This window comes from Bacteroidota bacterium (genome assembly GCA_021300195.1).
Lineage (GTDB): Bacteria > Bacteroidota > Bacteroidia > J057 > JAJTIE01 > JAJTIE01.
On record JAJTIE010000028.1, the window covers coordinates 41473 to 60993 of the forward strand.

A 19521-nucleotide genomic window follows, 5' to 3' on the forward strand; every position below is an offset into this window, starting at 1 on the left:
AGATAGGAATTATTCTTATCTGGGAATAGTTCTCATATTGACTCCGGAGAGCCAAATTAACCACAAAACTACCCGATCATGAAAGAAAAGCCAAAACTGACCACTAGCGCCGGTGCGCCGGTATCAAACAATCAGAACTCGGAAACTGCAGGGCAACATGGCCCGGTACTCTTGCAGGACTATAAGCTGATCGAGAAGCTGGCTCACCAAAACCGTGAGCGCATACCCGAGCGTGTAGTACACGCCAAGGGGTGGGGCGCACTAGGCACGTTTCGGGTAACCGGAGACATTACGAAGTACAGCCGAGCCAAGATCTTCTCGCAGGTAGGGAAAGAGACACCCGTACTGTCTCGCTTCTCCACTGTGGCGGGCGAGCTGGGCGCTGCCGATACCGAGCGCGACGTGCGCGGGTTCTCGCTGAAATTCTATACAGAAGAGGGGAACTGGGACCTGGTGGGCAACAATACGCCGGTATTCTTTATCCGCGACGGGTACAAGTTTCCCGACTTTATCCGCACCCAGAAGCGTCACCCCAAGACCAACCTGCGCTCTGCCACTGCCATGTGGGACTTCTGGAGCCAAACGCCGGAGAGCCTGCACCAGGTTACCATCCTGATGTCGGACCGCGGCATACCCCGCACACCCATGCACATGAATGGCTACGGATCGCACACCTTCAGTTTCTGGAACGATAAGAATGAGCGATTTTGGGTAAAATTTCACTTCAAAACACAGCAGGGCCACGCGCATTACACCAATGAGGAGAGTGCCAAGGTGATAGGAGAAACGCGTGAGAAGTACCAGGAAGAGCTGTACGGGGCCATAGAGTCGGGCCGGTATCCCCGATGGACGCTGTATGTGCAGGTAATGCCGGAGACCGATGCCGAGAAGACCCCTTACAACCCCTTCGACCTGACCCGGGTATGGCCGCACGCAGACTATCCGCTGATAGAAGTGGGTGTACTGGAGCTGAACCGGAACCCCGATAACTACTGGCAGTATATCGAGAACGCAGCCTACTCGCCCTCTAACGTAGTGCCAGGCATTGGCTTTTCGCCCGATAAAGTGCTACAGGCGCGCATCTTCTCTTATGCCGATGCACACCGCTACCGCCTGGGCACCCACTACGAAGCCTTACCCGCCAATGCACCAAAGTGCCCCGTGCACCACTACCACAAGGACGGGGCCATGCGCTTTTTTGAGAACCCCGGTCACAACCCGGATGCCTATTATGAACCCAACTCCTACGGCGGGCCAGTTGCGGATCCATCGGTAGCAGAGCCACCACTGCACATTAGCGGCGACGCTGCTCGCTATGCGCAGCAAGACCAACTGGGAGACTACAAGCAGCCGGGAGACCTTTTCCGCCTGTTCAGTGCCGAGCAGCAGCAGCGGTTGTTTTCCAACATTGCCGCTGCCATGCGGGGCGTACCCCGCGAAATCATAGAGCGCCAGCTGAAGCACTTTGACCAGGCCGACCCAGCCTATGGAGCGGGTGTGCGGGCGGCACTGGGTAGTGCACACAGCTAGGGGTAAACTAGCCCACCCACGACACGAAAAAGCCCCTGCCAGTACGGTAGGGGCTTTTTTTCATACAGTCTTCCGCTTGTGCTATAGCCAAGCCTGCTTGTAGTCGGCCACAAACTGCCTGAAGGCAATGGGTGACTGACCTGTAATTTTCAGCACTGAATCTGCAACACCGGCTGCATAGCCCGCCTTGATGATGCGGTTCAGGCTTTCGGTCATGTCGATTATGAAGGCAGGCATTCCCATTTTTTGCATGGCATCGCGTGCAGCCTCTTCGGGTACGTCTACAAACTGTACGGGCTTCCCGATCGTGTCAGACAAAATCTTTATAGCCTCTGCAAACGAAAGGTTTTCGCCCCCCGTTATGGTGATCTTTTGACCCAAATAGGGCTGAGGGTTCTTCAGAATCGCTGCGTTTACTCGGGCAATGTCCCGCACATCCACCCAGCCTAATTTTCCGTCTCCCACGGGCATGTACACGGCTCCTGTCTTGATCGAATCGGCCATGAAGTTTACAAAATTCTGCATAAAGCCGGAGGGCTGGGTGATTACATAGGGGATCCCACTCTGGGTAATCAGGTCGTCTATTGTGCCCTGTACCTTGGGCATCATAAAGCCCGCGTTGCTATCGGCACCAGCACCGCTAGACCGTACGAGGGTTTGCACGCCTGCCGCCTTAGCCGCCTCCACCGCATTTTTTGCATACTCAATCATCTGCTCTACCATGGGGAAAAGCAGAAAAACGGTGTTGGCCTGCTTGAAAGCCTGGACTAGGCTGTCCTTATCCAGAAAGTCTATAAAGACCTTTTCTCCCACACCCTGCTGGTCTTTCTCAGTGGTGGCCTCTAGAAATGGCACCGAAGCCTTGCGCAGTTCCTGTACGAGTTGCGATCCGATATTGCCGGTGGCACCGGTTACGAGTACTTTCTTTGACATAGTGAGTAAATGAATTGAAGTTTTTATTGGCCGAAGTACCTCCAATAGTTTACTTTGTGCAAGTAGTTACCCCATTGTTCTATTGTATCTATTTGGTTACCAAAGCTGATTATCAGCACTTTAATACTAGGAAAAAATGAAAGAAAAATCGCCCGCCTATGCCGAGCTGATCCAAAACTACACCCGATTCGACACCTGTCCGGTAACGGCTACGCTGGCGGTCATTGGGGGCAAGTGGAAGCCCATTATTCTCTACTTGATTAGCCACGACGTAAATCGCTTTGGCGAGCTACTGAAGATGGTAGACGGAATTAGCAAGAAAGTGCTAACAGCCCAATTGCGCGAGCTGGAGCGGGATGGAATCCTGCACCGTAAGGTGTATGCAGAGATCCCACCCCGGGTTGAGTATTCGATCACCGCCAAGGGCCTAACCCTCCGACCTATCCTGATCGCGATGCGCGAGTGGGGACTGGAAAATCTGGAAGGACTGGCCCGATAGAGCTGGCAGTACCTGTTGGCTAGGCTAATAGGACCGGTATGATGCCACAGCACCTGCTCGAACTAGCGAGTGGGCAATAAAAAGCCCCGCAGCGCGTACGCCCGGGGCTACAGTTATCCTATGCGTGGGTGTTTTCTCTGTTTCTCTATCGGATCCAGACCTGGTGTATGGTGCTATTGTTGGCATTGTCGGGGTTGTCGTCCATCTCCCACTGGCCTCCTGCATGGGCGGCGCCCCACACCCGGAATGTCCCGTTCTGCCAGAATGGCGCGTCTATCAAGGCTCCATTTCCCCTGTTGGTCCATCGGTTATCTGCCGAGGCTGGCATGAAGGCATTGTGCCCGGTCATGGCTACGAAGGCACTCCTCAGTGTGGTGATATTGAAGCCACCTGTTCCGGTTTTGGCATAGGCTACACCAGAGGGATCTGCAATATAGAAGTGCAGGGTGCGGCCATGCCCACTGCTACGGCCAAAGAAGCGGATCTCCGAGAATGAGAGCGTACTCATCAGGCTGTTTGCCCCTACGCAGGCTGCATGGCCCCAAAAGGCGGTTCCCTGCTCATTAACCCCAAGGCTGGTAGACCCAAGCAGGGGTAGGCTATTGGTCCGCACATTGGCAGCCGGGTTGGTGCCGCCCAGGTGGTTATAGTTCGCCACCAGGGTCCAGCCGCCGTCAGATTTGTCGCCGTTACCATCGGGGTCCATATCGCACTGGCACTGCATGGCGGCAAAATTGGTACCAGCTGTGCCATCGGGGTCTATGGTATATACGCCACTGTTGGCGGTGGGGTCTGCTATCAAGATCTGCAGGCAGTTCCGCGGCAGGGCATCTACTGTGAGGGTGTAGGTAACTGTGCGCTCTGTGATAGTAGCGCCGCAGGTGGTTTTTACCCGTACGGTATAGGGGTAGGTGCCCCCGGGCGTGGTAGTGGTAACCGCAAAGTTGAGCGTCTGTGCACAGGTAATTCCACAGTTATTGTTGGTTGCTGTAGCGGTAATGCCGGGGTAGGTTTCGTCGAAGGTGGTTTCAGCAGTGCCCGGCTGGCTACCGGCCTGAAAGATATTCAGGAGGGTACTAACAGTTGTGTTTGCCTGCTGGGTTGAACCCGTACTACTGGAGAGAGCGAGCGACATATCGCAGCCCGTAATGTTCAGCGTTACGAAAGAATACTTGGTAACGCCACAAGTAGTACTGTGCTGAAACTGTAGCAGATAACTGCCCACGGTAGCAGTGGAGGCCACCGCAATGGTCGGGTTTTGCACTAGGGTACCACCCAGGGCGAGGTTGGCCCCCTGATTGGTAACGCCTGCCAGCGTTACGCCAGTAATCGTGTTGAGCAGCACGGTGGTCACTGCGCCGGGTGTACCTGCAATGGCCGTAAAGTTTATCGGGAAAGATTCACTGGTATCACGATCCACATTGAATGTTCCGCCGGTGTTGGGCACATTGTTGTAGTCGCATCCCAGTGGATCGCCACAAACGGACTTCCAGCTGCCAGATAGGTAAAACTCCACGCAATTAGTTGTTGTGTTGAAAATTACCAGGCCATTGGTGGGCCCCGAAATAAGATCGCGCTGCGCGGTGGTCATGCGCGGTGGCAGCATACCCTGAGAGGTAGAAGCTACCTCCAGGGCAGCAGATGCAGTAGTGGCACCGCTGCCTATGCCCACCCGGCCACTGACACTGGTATTACCGGTAATGGCCACTCCGGTGTTGTCCATCAGCACACGCTGCACACCGGCGGTAGCCACCGCCAGCTGCCCCACAGCAGGGCTATAGATACCGGTATTGGTGCTGCCGGTAAAGGAGTAGGCAGGCGCGCCTACCGTACCCAATATACCGCGCACATGACCGGTGCTGACTACCTGAAACAGGTCGCCATTACCCACGGTGAGGGCGGCTGCCGGGCTGGCATCGCCTATGCCTACATTGCCAGCGGCGCTGATGCGTACACGTTCCAGCGCACTGGTGCGCAGCACAAAGTCAGTCGCATCGGCCGTGCCCAGGTAGTCCACGGCGGAGTTGGTGCCGGTGTTGCCCGTCAGCTGCCAGTTGCTGGTGGCGCTCAGGCTTTGCCAGGTGGTGCCGTTGCTCACCTGCAGGCTGGTGCCGTTCCACCGCAGGGCACCAGCGCCCACGGTGCCAGCTGCCGTGCCGGTGCTACCGGCCCTTATCTCGCCGTTTACATCCAGGGTGGCAGTGGGGGTGGTGGTGCCGATGCCCACGTTCTGGGCACGCAGTCCGGGTAGCATGGGCAGGATAAAGAGCAGGTAAAAGGCAGCAAACTTTACTTTCATTAATTTTTAAAATTGTACGGTTAGCGTCTGACGATCATGCTATTGTACGTATGTTAGACTATTTTGTTTGGAACTCAGACGCAAATATACGATTGACTTATTTTTCTACCTACTCTACAGGAAAAAACGGAGATTATATTTCTATAAATTCTGAGCTCAACTTTATCCTTATTAAGCTATTTATTTTCCTATACAAAATTTTGAGAAGATGGCGCCCAGCACCTCATCGGTGGTTACTTCGCCGGTTATTTCGCCCAGGTGCTGTAGGGCCAGGCGGAGGTCTAGTGCTACCATTTCGCCGCTCAGGCCCATCTCTAGGCCCTGCCTCAGCTCCTGTAGGGCCGTGCGGGCCGCGGTTAGGGCGCTATAGTGTCGCTGGTGGGTTATCAGGGTATCCTGCCCCCCCTGCAGGGCCTCGGCATGCTGCACCAGCTGCTGGCGCAGGGCCGCCAGGCCCAGCCCGTCTCTTGCCGAGAGGCGCAATACCTCGGGTGGGGTGGGGTGGGTGGCGGGTAGCTCCGTCTTGTTGGCCAGATACAGCGCCCGTGCCCCCTGTGGCAGGGGCAGGCTGCCAAAGTACGCGTGGGCAGTTTGCCAGTCTTCGGCCACCGCATCGTACAAGAAGAGCACCAGCGCGGCCTGGCTTAGCCGCTCCATACTGCGGCGTATCCCCTCGGCCTCTATGGCATCGCCGGCTTGCTCGCGCAGGCCGGCCGTATCTGTCAGCCGGAACGAAAAGCCCCCCAGGTTCAGGCGGTCTTCTATCACGTCTCGTGTGGTACCGGGTATATCGCTCACTATGGCGCGGGCATCCTGTAGCAGGGCATTCAGCAGGGTGCTCTTCCCGGCGTTTGGTCGCCCCAGGATAACGGTAGGAATGCCTTCCTTCAGGGCATTACCCGCCGCAAAGCTGCCTGCCAGGGCTTCCACCCGCTGCAGGGCGCTGTTTATGGTATCCACCAGCTGGCTACGGTTGGCAAACTCTACGTCCTCTTCGGCAAAATCCAGCTCCAGCTCCAGCAGGGCAGCAAAGTGCACCAGCTGTTCGCGCAGGGCCTTCAGCTCGTGGGATATACCACCCCGCAGCTGCTGCATGGCCAGGCGCTGGGCAGCCTCGCTGTCTGCCGCTATCAGGTCGGCCACGGCCTCGGCCTGCGATAGGTCCAGCGCCCCGTTCAGAAAAGCACGGCGGGTAAACTCGCCCGGCTGGGCCAGGCGCGCACCCCGCTGGCACAGCAGCTGCACCAGCTGCCGCAGGATGTAGGGGCTGCCATGGCAGCTGATCTCCACCACCTCTTGGCGCGTATAGCTGCGGGGTGCGCGAAACACACTGATCAGCACCTCATCCAGCACCTGGTCGGCCTGCACGATTCGGCCAAAGGCCAGACGATGGCCCTCAAGCTGTGTGAGGTCGGCCCCGTGGAACACCCCATTTACCAGGGCTATGCAGCCCGCGCCACTCAGGCGCACCACGGCCAGCGCACTGCCTGCTGCCGTAGCCGGGGCTACGATGATGTCGGTATCGGTCATGCGCCTCAAATATCGGCAGCTTTTCGGCAGTTACCGCCTGTGGGCTATGCGGTATAGCTGTATATTTGCGGCCTCATATCGATAAAAAAACCCACGCTACCATACCCACCATGTACGACACCCTGAAACCCCGGCTACAACAGGAACTGAAAGATACCCAGGAAGCAGGCCTCTTCAAGCGCGAGCGCGTAATAGCCAGCCCGCAGGCCGCCGAGATTCGCCTGGAGGATGGCAGCGAGGTGCTGAACTTCTGCGCCAATAACTACCTGGGCCTCAGCAGCCACCCGCGTGTGGTAGAGGCCGCCAAAAGGGCTATTGACAGCCATGGCTATGGCATGAGCTCGGTACGCTTTATCTGCGGTACGCAAGACCTGCACAAGCAGCTGGAGCACGATCTGTCCGCCTTTCTGCAAACAGAAGATACCATCCTGTACGCGGCCTGCTTTGATGCCAATGGCGGGGTATTCGAGCCTTTGTTTGGGGCCAATGACGCCATCATCTCCGATGCGCTGAACCACGCCAGCATCATAGACGGGGTGCGACTGTGCAAGGCACAACGTCTTCGTTATGAGCATAATAACATGGAAGACCTGGAGCGATGCCTGAAGGAGAGCCAGCACTGTGAGAACCGCATTATTGTAACCGATGGGGTCTTCAGCATGGATGGCACCATAGCCCAGCTGGACAAGATATGCGACCTGGCCGACCGCTACCGGGCACTGGTGATGGTAGACGAGTGCCACAGCATGGGCTTTATGGGCACCACCGGCCGTGGCACCATAGAGCACTGTGGGGTAATGGGCCGCGTAGACATCATAACCGGCACCCTGGGCAAGGCCCTGGGCGGTGCCATGGGCGGCTTTACCTCGGGCCGTAAGGAGATAGTGGAAATGCTGCGCCAGCGTAGCCGCCCATATCTGTTTAGCAACAGCCTGGCGCCCAGTATCGTAGGTGCTAGCATCGAGGTGCTGAAGCTGCTGAACGAAACCACGGAGCTGCGCGACCGCCTGGAGGAAAACACCCGCTACTTCCGCGCCCAGATGGAGGCCGCCGGTTTCGACCTGAAGCCCGGTAGCCATGCCATCGTGCCCGTGATGCTGTACGATGCCCCCCTAAGCCAGAAGGTGGCCGATGCCCTGCTACAGCGCGGCATCTATGTCATCGGCTTTTACTACCCCGTGGTGCCCAAGGGGCAGGCGCGCATCCGCGTGCAGCTAAGTGCGGCACACACCCGCGCCCAGCTGGATAGGTGCATACAGGCCTTTACGGCGGTAGGCAAAGAGCTAGGGGTGCTGAAACAGGCCGTATAGCCTGCGGATAGCTGCCAAGGTGCGCTTGTTTGCCCGATATTTTGTATCTTACCGTTGTACGTCGGTGCAAGCATTCAATCAGCCCCTACCATGCCTATCGGTACAGACATCCAGCTAGCGGCAGAGGCCTTACGGGCAGGTATGCTTGTGGCCATCCCCACCGAGACGGTATATGGCCTGGCTGCCAATGCGCTGGACGATACCGCGGTAGCCGAAATTTTTCGGGTGAAGAATCGCCCACACTTCGACCCGCTGATTGTACACGGCCACAGCGCCGATCAGCTGTTTGGCTACGCAAGCGAGATACCCGATGCGGCCCGGAAGCTGGCCGAAACGTTTTGGCCGGGACCCCTGACCCTGCTGCTACGGCGCACACCCACCATACCCGACCTGGTAACTGCCGGAGGCCCGCTGGTAGGCCTGCGCGTGCCCAAGCACCCCCTGACCCTTGCCCTGCTCCGCGAGATTCCGTTTCCGCTGGCGGCTCCGTCGGCCAATCCATTCGGCTACGTAAGCCCCACCACGGCCCAGCATGTGGAAGACCAGCTAGGCCATGCTGTGGCCTACATACTGGATGGGGGAAGCTGTGATGTGGGGGTAGAGAGTACCATTATAGGCTGGCCCGGGGGCCGCGCCACCGTGTACCGAAAGGGCGGACTGCCGATAGAAGAAATAGAGCAGATAACAGGCCCCCTGGAGGTACGGGAGCACAGCAGCAGCCAGCCCGAGGCACCGGGCATGCTCCGGCAGCACTACAGCCCAGGCAAGCGCATCCTGCTGGGCGACATACGCACCATGATCGAGACCCTGGGTGCCGACCCCCATACGGCTATTCTCAGCTTTGCCGAGGCCTACCGCACCCCCTATAGCTGGGACTATGTGCTGGCACCCGATGGCAAGCCCGAGACAGCTGCGCGCAACCTATTTGCCGCCCTGCGCAGCATGGACCGACCGGAGATAGACCTGATACTGGCCGAACTACTGCCCGACACAGGCCTGGGCCGGGCCATAAATGACCGCCTGCGCCGGGCCGCCGCCAATGAATAACCAACCGGCACAGCTGCATGGGCTGCACCCGTGGCTGGTACCGAGCGGGCGGAAACAAGCCGGGCCGCCTATGCCCCGTGTGGGTAGTGGCACTGGGCACAACTACTGGCCGAAGGTATGACCCAACCAGCAGATAGTGCCTATATGCAGCGGGCGGTGGAGCTGGCCTACCGGGCGCAGGCCGCCACGCGAACCAACCCGCTGGTAGGGGCTGTGCTGGTGCATGCAGGCCGCATCATCAGCGAGGGCTACCACACTGCCTATGGGGCACCCCATGCCGAGGTAGAGGCCCTGAAGCCAGTGCCACACGACCCAGACCTGCTGGCCAGATGCACCCTGTATGTTACCCTGGAGCCCTGCACGCACCACGGAAAGACCCCGCCCTGCGTCGATCTTATCATTGAAAGGGGACTGAAGCAAGTAGTTGTAGGCCAGGTAGATCCGAATCCTGTGGTATGTGGTAGTGGGCTGCGTAGGCTGCAGGAATCGGGCATTTATGTTAAGCTGCTGCAGGATGAAGCCAGTGCCCGGCTGCTCCAGCCCTTTGCAACACAGCAGCTCGCGCAGCGGCCCTGGATCCACCTGAAGTGGGCACAGACCCACACGGGCATACTGGGCAGGGTGGGGGAGCGGCTGCTGATTACCGGTCCGGCTGCCCAGGTGTATACCCACCGGCTGCGGGCGAAGCACCAGGCTATCCTCATCGGGGCGGGTACGCTACAGGCCGATCAGCCCCGCCTTAGCACCCGCCAGTACCCGGGTGCCGATCCCGAAGTTTTTGTACTACAAAGGGCAGGCAAGCTAGGCCCACACCACCTGGAGGCACCGGTATGGGTAGTGAATGCTAGCCGAGACGGCCAGGCAGATGGGGTGCACTACCTGCGGGCTGCCTGGGGAGACCAGGGGGCAGACCTAGGTGGCCTGATGCGGCAGCTGTACCAGCTTGGGGTAGGTACGCTACTGGTAGAGGGCGGCAGCCGGGTACTCCGTTCGTTTCTGTCAGCGGGCCTGTTCGACGAGATAAGTGTGCTGACATCAAATGACGTTTCATTAAATGAATTAACATTAAATGTCCATGCATCTGAATCTCCATGCTGGATAGAAGCACCCAGGGCGCCGGTTGTGCTCCGGCAAGAGATGCAGTTGGGGCCAGATACCCTGTGGTACTACCGGCGGCCTACGGCTCCTGCTGGCGGGGCCGGAAAGCCAGACTGATTTCTTCCACCGCCTGCAGTGTATCCGTGCGCATCCACTGTTTCAGTGTGAAACGCCACTGGCCCGGCTGACCCAGGCGCAGACTGTCCGTCAGGCTGGTCTCAAATCGGTGGCTTCCGCCTTCCGGTTCCCCATACCAGTTACCCGCTGCGTCCATCAGCATAAGCTGCAGGTTGCGCTCGCTCGCCGGGCCAGTGGGGGGCTGTACGCGTATCCGCACCCACATATTCTGGTAGGGGTAGTCTTCGGCTACTACCAGCCCCAGGCGCAAGCTGCCCGGGTGGTTCAGCAGGCTGGTATCCTGCAGGCTCCAGCTGAGCACCACGCTGTCGCTCAAGGCCCAGAATCCGTCGTCAAAGCGGTGGCTACTAACCGGATGGGAGGGGCCGCAGCCTGCCAGGAGGCACAGTAGCAGTAGGCTGCCCACCCAAATATGCCTGCCGGGGTACCTCATGCGTTTACCTCCAGGGCGGGCAGGTACTGTAGCTTGCGGGCTTGCTCCAGGGCTACTTCGGCATTATCGGGGTTGCCCAGCTTGCTGTGTATGCGGTACAGCAGATAGTGGGCAGAGCCTCGCTTGGGTAGCAGGAAGAGGGTTTGGTGCACATAGTCCAGTGCCTGGCCATACTGCTGCTGCTCGTAGTAGTAGTAGGCCATGTGTTCCTGTGCCGTGGCCTTGGCTATACCCATTTCGTCTTGTTTGATAATAGCCTCCCAGATCTGTAATGCCCATTCCGCTTCGCCAATGTACAGGTAGGCCAGGCCCACGTTTACATTCAGCATGGGGTCGGAAAAGGGGGCCACCCGTATGATGCGCTCGTAGGCATCCGACACCTTTTTGGGCTGCTTCTGCCTGCCACTGGGCATAAAGGGATTTCGTGCCTCGGGTGGCCTGTTTTTTCGTGCCACCTCGGTCAGCTGTTTGCGTATGCGCTCCTTGCCCTGCTCGGCCTTGCCTTGCTCTATCTCCAGGATGCCCCCCATCAGTTCGGTATAGAAAGGATCCCGTAGGCCTTTGCGTACGCCCTCCAGGCTCTCGTAGGCACGCTTCAGGTCGCCCATCTGCAGCATGGCCTGCATACGCAGCATGCGGTAGGCCTGTAGCCCGGGCTGCCGTTGCAGTATCTGGTCTATCTCCTCCAGGGCCGCCTTTGGCTGGCCGTTGGCAATCATCAGGCTTAGGCGTGTGTCTCGCACAAACTGGAAGAGGGGGAAATTGATTTCGATCTCTTTGGCCTTTTGTATCGCCTCATCATAGCGTTTGCCGGCTATGGTTTCCATCAGGTCTCGCACGCGGTCTGCCTCACCGCTGCGCTTTACCAGCAGTTTATAGGCTATCCAGAGGATAACCACCGAGATGCCCGCCATCAGGATGATTCCGGTGGGCCCGGCTTCTATCAGGAAGATAAAGGTGATGTGCATACCAGCCGCAATATAGCACAGAAAACAGTGCACGTGGGGTAGGGTAGTCTCCCCCCCCCCCTGCACCTGCGGGGTGTAGGGCCTATTGTCGGTCTTGTAGTTCATACAGGCAGGCCACCACCTCGGCCATTTCCTCCGGCTTCATGCGGTTTCCGCTGGGCAGGCACACACCGGTTTCAAAGTGCCGTTCATCATTGCCGCCCCCATAGTAGGGATACTGCCGGTACAGCGGCGTTTTGTGCAGGGGTTTCCACACCTGCCGGGCCTCTATACCCTGCTGCTGCAGGGCTTGCACGGTCTTCAGGGGGCTTACGCGCTCGCTATGCGCCACGGTTAGCCAGTGTGTGTGAAAGAAGCCCTCGGGCTCGGGCAGGAAGCGGTAGTGCGGCTGCAGGGTATTGGTATACGCCTGGTGGATCTCGCGCCTGCGTGCTATCTGCTCATCAAACCGGCCGAGCTGCGCCAGGCCGATGGCAGCCGACAGGTGGGGCATACGGTAGTTGTACCCCAGCTCCTTATGGTCGTACCAGGGTAGCCGGAGGGTGGCCTGGGTAGCCAGGTGGATGGCGGTCTGGATCGGCTCGGGCCAGGCGCTTACCAGTGCGCCGCCCCCGCCGGTGGTAAATAGCTTGTTGCCATTGAAGCTGTAGCAGCCCATGGTGCCGATGGTGCCTGCCTGCCTGCCATGCTGGCGTGCCCCCAGGGCTTCGGCAGCATCTTCGTACAGCAGCACCTGGTGCTCATTGCACAGGGCCAGTATCTCTTCCGCCTGCGCCATCTGCCCATATAGATGGGCTAGTATGACAGCCTTGGGCTTTTTGCTCTGCTTTTTCAGGTCGTTCAGGGCTATGGCTAGCCAGTAGGGGCTCATGCCATAGCTATCCGGCTCGCAGTCTACAAAGATCGGGCTGGCACCGCAGTACAGCACCGGGTTTACCGTAGCTACGTAGGTAAAGCTGGGCACCAGCACCACATCGCCCGGGCCAGTGCCTATCAGGCGCAGGGCCAGGTGCAGGGCAGCTGTGGCACTGCTGAGGGCAGCGGCGTGCCGGGCACCGGTAAGCGCGCATAGTTTCTGCTCAAACTGGCCCAGGTAGGGGCCGGCTGGGGCTATCCAGCCTGTTTCAAAGGCCGCATTCAGCAGGGCCTGCTCGGCGGCGCCTACATCCGGTGGGGATAACCAGATCTTGTACATACCGCTAAGTTACAATATCTTTATGCCCAGTTCTTATTTCTTATGCGACCAAGATTCTGCCGGATGATACCGGTACTAGTCGCTTGCTCTCTTTCTTTTCTATACGCGTGCAAAAATCCGAAGGATGATGCGCAAGCCATTGTAGATCAATACTGTAACTGCCGAAAGCTGAAGCAGGAAGATAAGCGCGTGTGCGAGTGGAAGCTGAGGCAGATGATAGAAGAGTATGAGGCCGAATACCGCTTTGGGGTGGAGGATAGTACGACGCAGCAAGAAATACAGGGGCTAATCCGCGGGGGTGTGCGGGCTTGTTTGTCGGAATAAAATGCCCCCTTATAGCTTACTTGGCCTCCAGGGCTAGTACGAGCTTCAGCTTTAGCTTTTTCACTACATCCATTATTTCTACCATATTCTGCACGGGTACATCCCGGTCTATCTGCAGGTTTACGGTGGGTTCTTTCAGGTTGGCTGTAGCGGCGGCAATCTCGTCTTGCAGGTCGGCCAGGGGCACCTCCTTCGAGTCTACATAGTAGCGCAGGTCTCGGGTAACGGCCACGTTTACCATGCGCTTGCTGATTACGTTGCTGCTCTCGGCCTGGGGCAGCATCAGCTTGATGACGCTGGGATTGGTAATGGTGCTGGCAATGAGGAAGAAGAGCAGCAGGAAGAACATGATGTCCGTAAGGGCACCCGTGCTTACCTCGCTGGTAGGCCTTCTTCGGGAAGCACGAAAGTTCATGAGGGCTTGTATAGGAAGTCGATAAACTCATTGGCCGCCACCTCTAGCCGCACCAGGGTGCGGTCTATCTTCACATTCAGCCACACGTGCAGGGCATGTGCCACTATGCCCACCAGTAGGCCCGCGGCAGAGGTAACCATCTTTTCGTAGAGGCCCTCTGAGATGGCGCCGATCTCCAGGTTGTCGGCCACCGTTATGCCCGAGAAGATCTTGATCATCCCGAAAACTGTGCCCAAAAAGCCCAGCATAGGGGCCATGGTGGCCACAGCGCTTAGTAGGCTCATATTCTTCTCCATGGCTGCTACGGCCAGCTTGGCCTGGCTTTCCATGCCGCTCTCTATCTCGGTAATGGGTGAGCCTAGCCGATGGACACCTTTCTCGTAGATGCGGGCCAGGCTGCTTTTGTCGGCTCGCAGTAGGGCCATTGCGCCGTCCACATTTCCGCTCACCACCTGCTGCTGCAGGCTTAGCAGCAGGCTACGGTCTAGCCGGGCGGTTCGGTTTATAACAGCCAAGCGTTCGAAGAAAATGTAGATCGCCAGAAAGAGCAGCAGGAAAATGGGGATCATGATGGTGCCGCCTTTTACAATCAGATCCATCAGAGAGAGATCCAACTGGGAGGCGGCAGACTCTGTAGCCTGTGCCAGCGATGAATAGAAGGTAAACAGCAGTGCCATGGGGTAGAAAAACGCTGCCAAAGAAACGAAGAATGTGTGTGGTGCGTAGGGGGCAGGGTGCTGCTTTTGTGCACAGCACGACTGGGGTGCTGGGTAATTTTCCACAAGCGCATCCACCCGATGCCCGGGTTTCACACAACCTAGCCTCCCGGCTGCGGGGGCGGTGTACTATCGGCAGGGGGCCTGTAGGTACCCAGCCTGGGCTGCTGCAGGGGCAGCCACAGCTCGTAGCGCTGCCCAGCCGCTACGGGCAGGCTGTAGCTCTTTAGCCAGGGGTTATACCAGTTCAGGGTGCGGTAGTCTAGCCCCTGCGTGCGTGCCCACGCAGCCAGGTCGTCTATGCTACGGGTTACAGCCAGGGTGCGGTAGGCCAGGGGCTGGTATCGCTCAGACGGTGGAACCCGGTAGCCATACTGCTCGGGGTGCTGCAGGATGTACTTGTAGGCCAGGATGCGGAAGAGATAGCGGCTGGTTTCCTCATTCAGGTACAGCTGATAAAAGCCCTGTACGCCCTGGCGCTGCTGGCCGTAGGCTACCCCCCCTGCGCCCATGTTGTAGCTAGCCGCAGCAAGGGTCCAACTACCAAACTTTTTGTAGCTGGATTTCAGGTAATTACATGCAGCGCGTGTACTCTTTAGTGGATGATTGCGCTCGTCTACATATGCGTTCTGAATCAGGCCGTAGTCTAGCCCGGTCTGGGGCATAAACTGCCAGTAGCCCTGTGCGCCAGCCAGGGAGGTGGCATTGCGCACGGCACTCTCCGCCACCATCAGGTAGAGGAAGTCTGCTGGCACGTCATACTGCGTCAGGATCTCCAGCATGGGTTTCTTCCACCGCTCCAGCCGCTTCAGGATCATGGTTATGGTGGCGTAGTCGTACACATTGAGCATAAACTCGCGGTCGAAGCGCTCTCGCACCTCCGGATCCTGGATGGGCACAGGCTCCCCGCAGAAGTTGGGTTGGTCGGGCATCAGCTCGCCCAGTGCAAGTGGCCCGGTAGCGCGCGCACTAGCCAGGGGGGCACCTGCCTGGGCAGATGGGGGGGCGGTCCAGAGCCAATAACCGAGTAGCAGGACGCACACCAGCAGCACCAGCACTGTAGCGCGGCCCAGGGTAATGGGGCGTATGAACGACATGACTTGCATCAGGAAAGGCTGTTACGTTTGCGAAGGATCCATTCGGCAGAGAGGAGGGCAAGCAGTAGCAACAGGGGCCATACGTACTGCTGCAGGCTGCGGGTAGCACGCTTGGTCTCCAGGGTTTCCACCAGTGTGCCGGTCTGCTTTATGCGGTCGGCCAGGCTGGGCAGCTGGCTGACGTAGCTGAAGAGGCCGCCCGTCTGCAGGCTCAGCTGGCGCATCAGGTCGGCATCGGCCTTTAGGTCTCGGTACTCGATGGCACTCTTGCCGATGCTGAACTGGCCAGCATCCCTGCCCAGCGCCTGGCCTGCCAGGGCACCCTCGGCGGTATAGGTGTAGCTACCGGCGGTAAGGTTTGAGATAGCCAGGCCATAACTCCCGGCCTGCTCTTCCACCAGGTAATAATCGGTTGATACACCTCGCTCGTCTTTCAGGGTCATTTTCACCTCGGCACCGGTTACCGGCTTGTTGCTATCGTCATACACTTCGCCATTGAAGATCACGCGCTCGCTGCCCGAGAACACCTGGCGTAGTGGGTATACGCGAAAACGGCGCTGGTCGTTGCGTGTGGTTAGCCAGTCGGCCAGGTTCTGCATCCAGCTGTCAAACAGTGCAAAGTCTTCGTGCAGCACATAGTTGTGCACGCGCCAGCGCCAGATGTTTTCGCACACGAAGGTGGCGGTCTTGTGCCCCTGGTGCTCCTGCAGGGCCAGTAGGGGGTACTCCAGGGCAATGTTCTTGATCTGTGCCTTGCCCACCACCTGGGTACCGGGGTTTAGCTTCCACTCGCTTTCATTCCGCAGGATGGGGGGGGCAGACTGTAGCCAGGCGGCAAAGGCATCCGGGTCGTCGAAGCGGAAGGTGCTGTGGCCACGGTAGGCGGGGATGGTGTAGAAGAATGCCTCGGACAGGGTGCCGACAGCGCGGGTGGGGCTTAGCCCCATGTATTGTGCCTGCTCCGGATGCACATTTAGCCGGGTTTGCCCGCCAATGAAATGAACCAGGGGGGTGCCCTTGCGCTGCACCTGGGCATAGATCTGGTCCAGGATTGCCTTGTCTGCCGTGCTGGTGGGGAAGTTGTGGAGCAGGATCAGTTCATACTTGGCCAGGTCGTCGGGCTGCCGGTCAAACTGCTGGCTGTTTTCGCGGATAAACGACACAAACTCATACTGCTGCTGCTCGCTAAAAGTCTTGCGCAGGGCACCTATATCCGGGTGTGGCCCGCCCGCAAAAAGCGCAATCCGGAACCGATTCTCGAGCACCTGGATGTAGATCCGCTGCTGATTATTCAGATAGCTTACTTCATCAGGCTTGCGGCTAATAACTATGTCATATGCCTGTATACCAGCACTTTCCAGCTTTACATTAAAGCTAAGCTGCGCGGTGTTTTTCTGCCTGCTCAGGCTGGCGGTTTGGCTAGCCAGCAGCCTGCCGTCCTTGTACAGGCTGGCCTGTATGCTGCTGCTTTCGTAGCCATGCTGTAGCAGGTTTACCAGTATGGGGGTTTCGGTGTTCTGGTACGAGATCTTGTTGTGCAGCACCGCCTCAATTAGCTGGTCTTTGGGCCGGATGGTGTCGCCCATCAGCACGGTGTGGATCGGTGCCTTCAGGTGCTGGGCGGCATTGCGGGCACTGGTGCCGCCGGTTATGATTCCGTCTGACACCAGGACTACCCCTGCCAGATTTTGGTGTGCATACCGCTGGCTGATCTTCTCAAGGGCTGTGCCTATCTGCGTACCTGTTTGGCCAAAGGTGAGCGAATCAAGTGACTTGGGCACGATATCCTGACTGAACAGATAGGGCACTACCTGCGCCCCCTGTGCCCGGAGCTGATCGGCAAGTGCCTGCATGCGTGCCGGGTGCTGGCTGCGTACCGCATTGCTATCCCCCCGCGCCACCAGGCTTTCGCTATCGTCCTGCAGCAGTACGATGAGGGGTGGGTAGCTTTCCTGCTCAAAAGCAGTAAGGATGGGCTCCAGGAGCAGCAGTAGCACAACAAAAACACTCATAGCCCGCAGGCCCATCAGGAGTGGCCCTAGCCAGGTAGCGGAAAAACGTGCGCGGGTACCCCGATACATCAGCCAGGCTGCTGCTACGGATATGCCCGCGAAGAGCAACAGCCAGGCGGGCGAGTAACTAAAATGCAGATCCAGATTCACAAGGCTAAGGTACTAAGCCCGGGCGAACCGGTATTTCTTAGCGGGTGTTTTTTTGCGTACGAATCCGGCTACTTGCGTGCCTGTAGCAGGTACCGGGCCACCGCATGATAGGCAGGCAGCGAGTAGGGATCTATTGCGGCATTTTTTGCCTCCGGGTGCGAGGCTAACCGTACAATGACCATCTCTGCCTTCGGGTCTATGTAGATAGCCTGGCCGTGTACGCCCCGTGCCATGTAGGCACCATGCTCGTTGTGCGACACCCACCACATGTTCCGGTAGCTCCAGCCGGGCAGGGTACCGAAGCCTGCCTTGGCAAACAAGGCCCGGTCGCCCCCCCCTTCTCTATGTCTGCCACTACTGCGGCAGGCAGCAGCTGCTTGCCGTTCAGCTCCCCTTTGTTGAGCATCAGATAGCCAAAGCGGGCCAAGTCTCTCAGACCGGCACTAAAGCCGCCGCCGGCAAAGGCTATGCCTGCCGGGTCTACCTGGTAGTAGCCATCCCGCTCGGTGCCCAGGGGCTGCCATATCCGCTCAGACAGCAGGGTGGCCAGGGGTTTGCCGGTTGCGACCGAAATCACCCAGCCCAGGGCATCGGTGTTGATGGTTTTGTAGGCAAAGGCCGTACCATGCGTGCCTTGTGGCTGCACGGTAGCAAGGTATTCATAGTAGTTGGTGGGACCCTGATAGTCTTTCGGGTGTGCCAGCATTGTGTTTCCGGCTGCCGAGAAGGCCCAAACCTCGGCCTTGGGGTCGCTGTAGTCTTCGCTATACTTCAGGCCGGTGGTCATGTCGAGCAGCTGGCGGATGGTGGCCGTGCCTAGGGCAGAACTAGCCAGTGCTGGTACGTAGCTTGCTGCGGTCCGGTGCTCATCCAGCACCCCCTCGGCTACCAGCATGGCACCCAGGGTGCCGGCAAAGGTTTTGCTGACCGACATAACCGCATGCACGCCATCGGGCTGTAGGCAGCCAAAGTAGCGTTCGTACACGATACGTCCCCGGTGCAGAACCAGAATGCCGTCGGTATAGTTTTTTTCCAGCGATGCAGCCCAAGACATAGGCTTATTGCTCCCGATGGGCAAAAACTGCACGGTGTCGATGGCCGATGGGGCTGCGTCATCCACTGAGAAAAAGGTATGTGGCTGGGAAACCGTAGCCGCGGGCACCGCCACCGTGGGCAAAAAGCTGCGCATGTGGCACACGCTGTAGCGGAGGGCCGGAAACCGAAAAAAGCTGCCATCTGCGGCGCGAACCACCTTGTCTGCCGGGGGTGGGAACCCTTGCATCCAGCCCAGACGGACAGGGTCGGAATCGACGGACTGTGCCTGCAGAAAAGCAATACTGGCACAGATATTCAAAAGCAATGAGAGGATGAAGGGGATCCGCATAGAAACCTGATAATTAGGGGCTTAAAGGTAGGAAAAAGCCGCGTTGTACAGCCAAGTTCCCCCAAATTTTACCTCGAAAATTTGTCCTAAAATTCACATTATGGTGAAACTGGCCCCATTGATTATCAGCGAATTAAAGAAAAGGGGAGGGGGTTTCGCCGAAACAATTAAACCAAAGAATGTGTTGTGGAGCAGAGGGGGGGGATGGCTCAGACCAGAGAATCTACTGTGGGCTTGACTCTAAAAATGAGCCAAAATTGAGCTTTTCAGACAAAGAACTGGGACAAAGAAAAAGGGTAGGCGAGCACAAAGTCAAGCCCCCGCCTCATTTTCCCCCACCCTCTTTTCCACCGGCCCAGTACGTAGCCATGAATGCCAATGTTAATACTGCTCCGCCAAGCAGGAGCCAGTTCAGCCCCGGCCGGTCTACAACCAGAAATTTC

General features: G+C 58.1%; 16 protein-coding genes and 1 pseudogene. 6 read left to right on the forward strand and 11 right to left on the reverse strand.

Features of this window, described 5'->3' with window-relative positions:
* Nucleotides 1-78 precede the first annotated feature (78 nt).
* On the forward strand, nucleotides 79-1530 hold the full coding sequence (locus LW884_07140) for a catalase (GenBank protein MCE3008101.1): 1452 nt from the start codon (nucleotides 79-81) through the stop codon (nucleotides 1528-1530).
* 81 nt (nucleotides 1531-1611) lie between these two features.
* Here the strand turns inward: LW884_07140 and LW884_07145 are convergent, their stop codons facing one another.
* Entirely contained in the window at nucleotides 1612-2463 is an 852-nt protein-coding gene (locus LW884_07145; protein ID MCE3008102.1) for an SDR family oxidoreductase, read from the reverse strand.
* Nucleotides 2464-2599: 136 nt separating this feature from the next.
* On the opposite strand from LW884_07145, the gene LW884_07150 reads away from it, so the two are divergent.
* A complete protein-coding gene (locus LW884_07150; GenBank protein ID MCE3008103.1) occupies nucleotides 2600-2962 on the forward strand; it encodes a helix-turn-helix transcriptional regulator in 363 nt (120 codons plus the stop codon).
* A gap of 145 nt (nucleotides 2963-3107) precedes the next feature.
* Here LW884_07150 and LW884_07155 read toward each other — a convergent pair whose 3' ends face one another.
* Together LW884_07155 and mnmE are read right to left on the reverse strand one after the other, a co-directional pair.
* Nucleotides 3108-5261: a hypothetical protein gene (locus tag LW884_07155; GenBank protein MCE3008104.1), complete on the reverse strand. Its 2154-nt coding sequence runs from the start codon at nucleotides 5259-5261 to the stop codon at nucleotides 3108-3110.
* 180 nt (nucleotides 5262-5441) lie between these two features.
* On the reverse strand, nucleotides 5442-6791 hold the full coding sequence (gene mnmE, locus LW884_07160) for a tRNA uridine-5-carboxymethylaminomethyl(34) synthesis GTPase MnmE (protein MCE3008105.1): 1350 nt from the start codon (nucleotides 6789-6791) through the stop codon (nucleotides 5442-5444).
* 110 nt (nucleotides 6792-6901) lie between these two features.
* On the opposite strand from mnmE, the gene kbl reads away from it, so the two are divergent.
* The 3 genes from kbl to ribD all read left to right on the forward strand — a co-directional run bounded on the left by kbl (nucleotide 6902) and on the right by ribD (nucleotide 10363).
* Nucleotides 6902-8101 carry a glycine C-acetyltransferase gene (gene kbl, locus LW884_07165; GenBank protein MCE3008106.1) on the forward strand — a complete coding sequence of 400 codons (1200 nt, stop codon included), beginning with the start codon at nucleotides 6902-6904 and terminating at the stop codon, nucleotides 8099-8101.
* Nucleotides 8102-8191: 90 nt separating this feature from the next.
* The gene (locus LW884_07170; protein MCE3008107.1) at nucleotides 8192-9148 is read left to right on the forward strand and encodes a threonylcarbamoyl-AMP synthase; all 957 of its coding nucleotides are present in this window, start codon (nucleotides 8192-8194) and stop codon (nucleotides 9146-9148) included.
* Between the two features lie 117 nt (nucleotides 9149-9265).
* Nucleotides 9266-10363: a bifunctional diaminohydroxyphosphoribosylaminopyrimidine deaminase/5-amino-6-(5-phosphoribosylamino)uracil reductase RibD gene (gene ribD, locus LW884_07175; protein ID MCE3008108.1), complete on the forward strand. Its 1098-nt coding sequence runs from the start codon at nucleotides 9266-9268 to the stop codon at nucleotides 10361-10363.
* On the opposite strand, the gene LW884_07180 is transcribed toward ribD, so the two are convergent.
* The 3 genes from LW884_07180 to LW884_07190 are packed head-to-tail and all read right to left on the reverse strand — an operon-like array spanning nucleotide 10326 to nucleotide 12980.
* On the reverse strand, nucleotides 10326-10817 hold the full coding sequence (locus LW884_07180; GenBank protein ID MCE3008109.1) for a gliding motility lipoprotein GldH: 492 nt from the start codon (nucleotides 10815-10817) through the stop codon (nucleotides 10326-10328). The genes ribD and LW884_07180 overlap by 38 nt on opposite strands.
* Complete coding sequence (locus LW884_07185) at nucleotides 10814-11890, reverse strand: tetratricopeptide repeat protein (GenBank protein MCE3008110.1); 1077 nt, start codon at nucleotides 11888-11890, stop codon at nucleotides 10814-10816. The genes LW884_07180 and LW884_07185 overlap by 4 nt, the downstream gene beginning before the upstream one ends.
* The gene (locus tag LW884_07190) at nucleotides 11868-12980 is read right to left on the reverse strand and encodes an aminotransferase class I/II-fold pyridoxal phosphate-dependent enzyme (GenBank protein ID MCE3008111.1); all 1113 of its coding nucleotides are present in this window, start codon (nucleotides 12978-12980) and stop codon (nucleotides 11868-11870) included. The genes LW884_07185 and LW884_07190 overlap by 23 nt, the downstream gene beginning before the upstream one ends.
* A gap of 63 nt (nucleotides 12981-13043) precedes the next feature.
* Here LW884_07190 and LW884_07195 point away from each other — a divergent pair, with 63 nt between their 5' ends.
* A complete protein-coding gene (locus LW884_07195) occupies nucleotides 13044-13304 on the forward strand; it encodes a hypothetical protein (GenBank protein ID MCE3008112.1) in 261 nt (86 codons plus the stop codon).
* A 16-nt stretch (nucleotides 13305-13320) separates the two neighbouring features.
* Here the strand turns inward: LW884_07195 and LW884_07200 are convergent, their stop codons facing one another.
* The 5 genes and pseudogenes from LW884_07200 to LW884_07220 form a co-directional block, all read right to left on the reverse strand.
* Nucleotides 13321-13719 carry a biopolymer transporter ExbD gene (locus tag LW884_07200; GenBank protein MCE3008113.1) on the reverse strand — a complete coding sequence of 133 codons (399 nt, stop codon included), beginning with the start codon at nucleotides 13717-13719 and terminating at the stop codon, nucleotides 13321-13323.
* Complete coding sequence (locus LW884_07205; protein ID MCE3008114.1) at nucleotides 13716-14396, reverse strand: MotA/TolQ/ExbB proton channel family protein; 681 nt, start codon at nucleotides 14394-14396, stop codon at nucleotides 13716-13718. Before LW884_07205 ends, LW884_07200 begins: the two co-directional genes overlap by 4 nt.
* A gap of 140 nt (nucleotides 14397-14536) precedes the next feature.
* Complete coding sequence (locus LW884_07210) at nucleotides 14537-15532, reverse strand: lytic transglycosylase domain-containing protein (GenBank protein MCE3008115.1); 996 nt, start codon at nucleotides 15530-15532, stop codon at nucleotides 14537-14539.
* Between the two features lie 8 nt (nucleotides 15533-15540).
* On the reverse strand, nucleotides 15541-17694 hold the full coding sequence (locus LW884_07215; GenBank protein ID MCE3008116.1) for a hypothetical protein: 2154 nt from the start codon (nucleotides 17692-17694) through the stop codon (nucleotides 15541-15543).
* Between the two features lie 68 nt (nucleotides 17695-17762).
* Nucleotides 17763-18976, reverse strand: a pseudogene (locus LW884_07220) (beta-lactamase family protein).
* Between the last annotated feature and the right edge of the window lie 545 nt (nucleotides 18977-19521).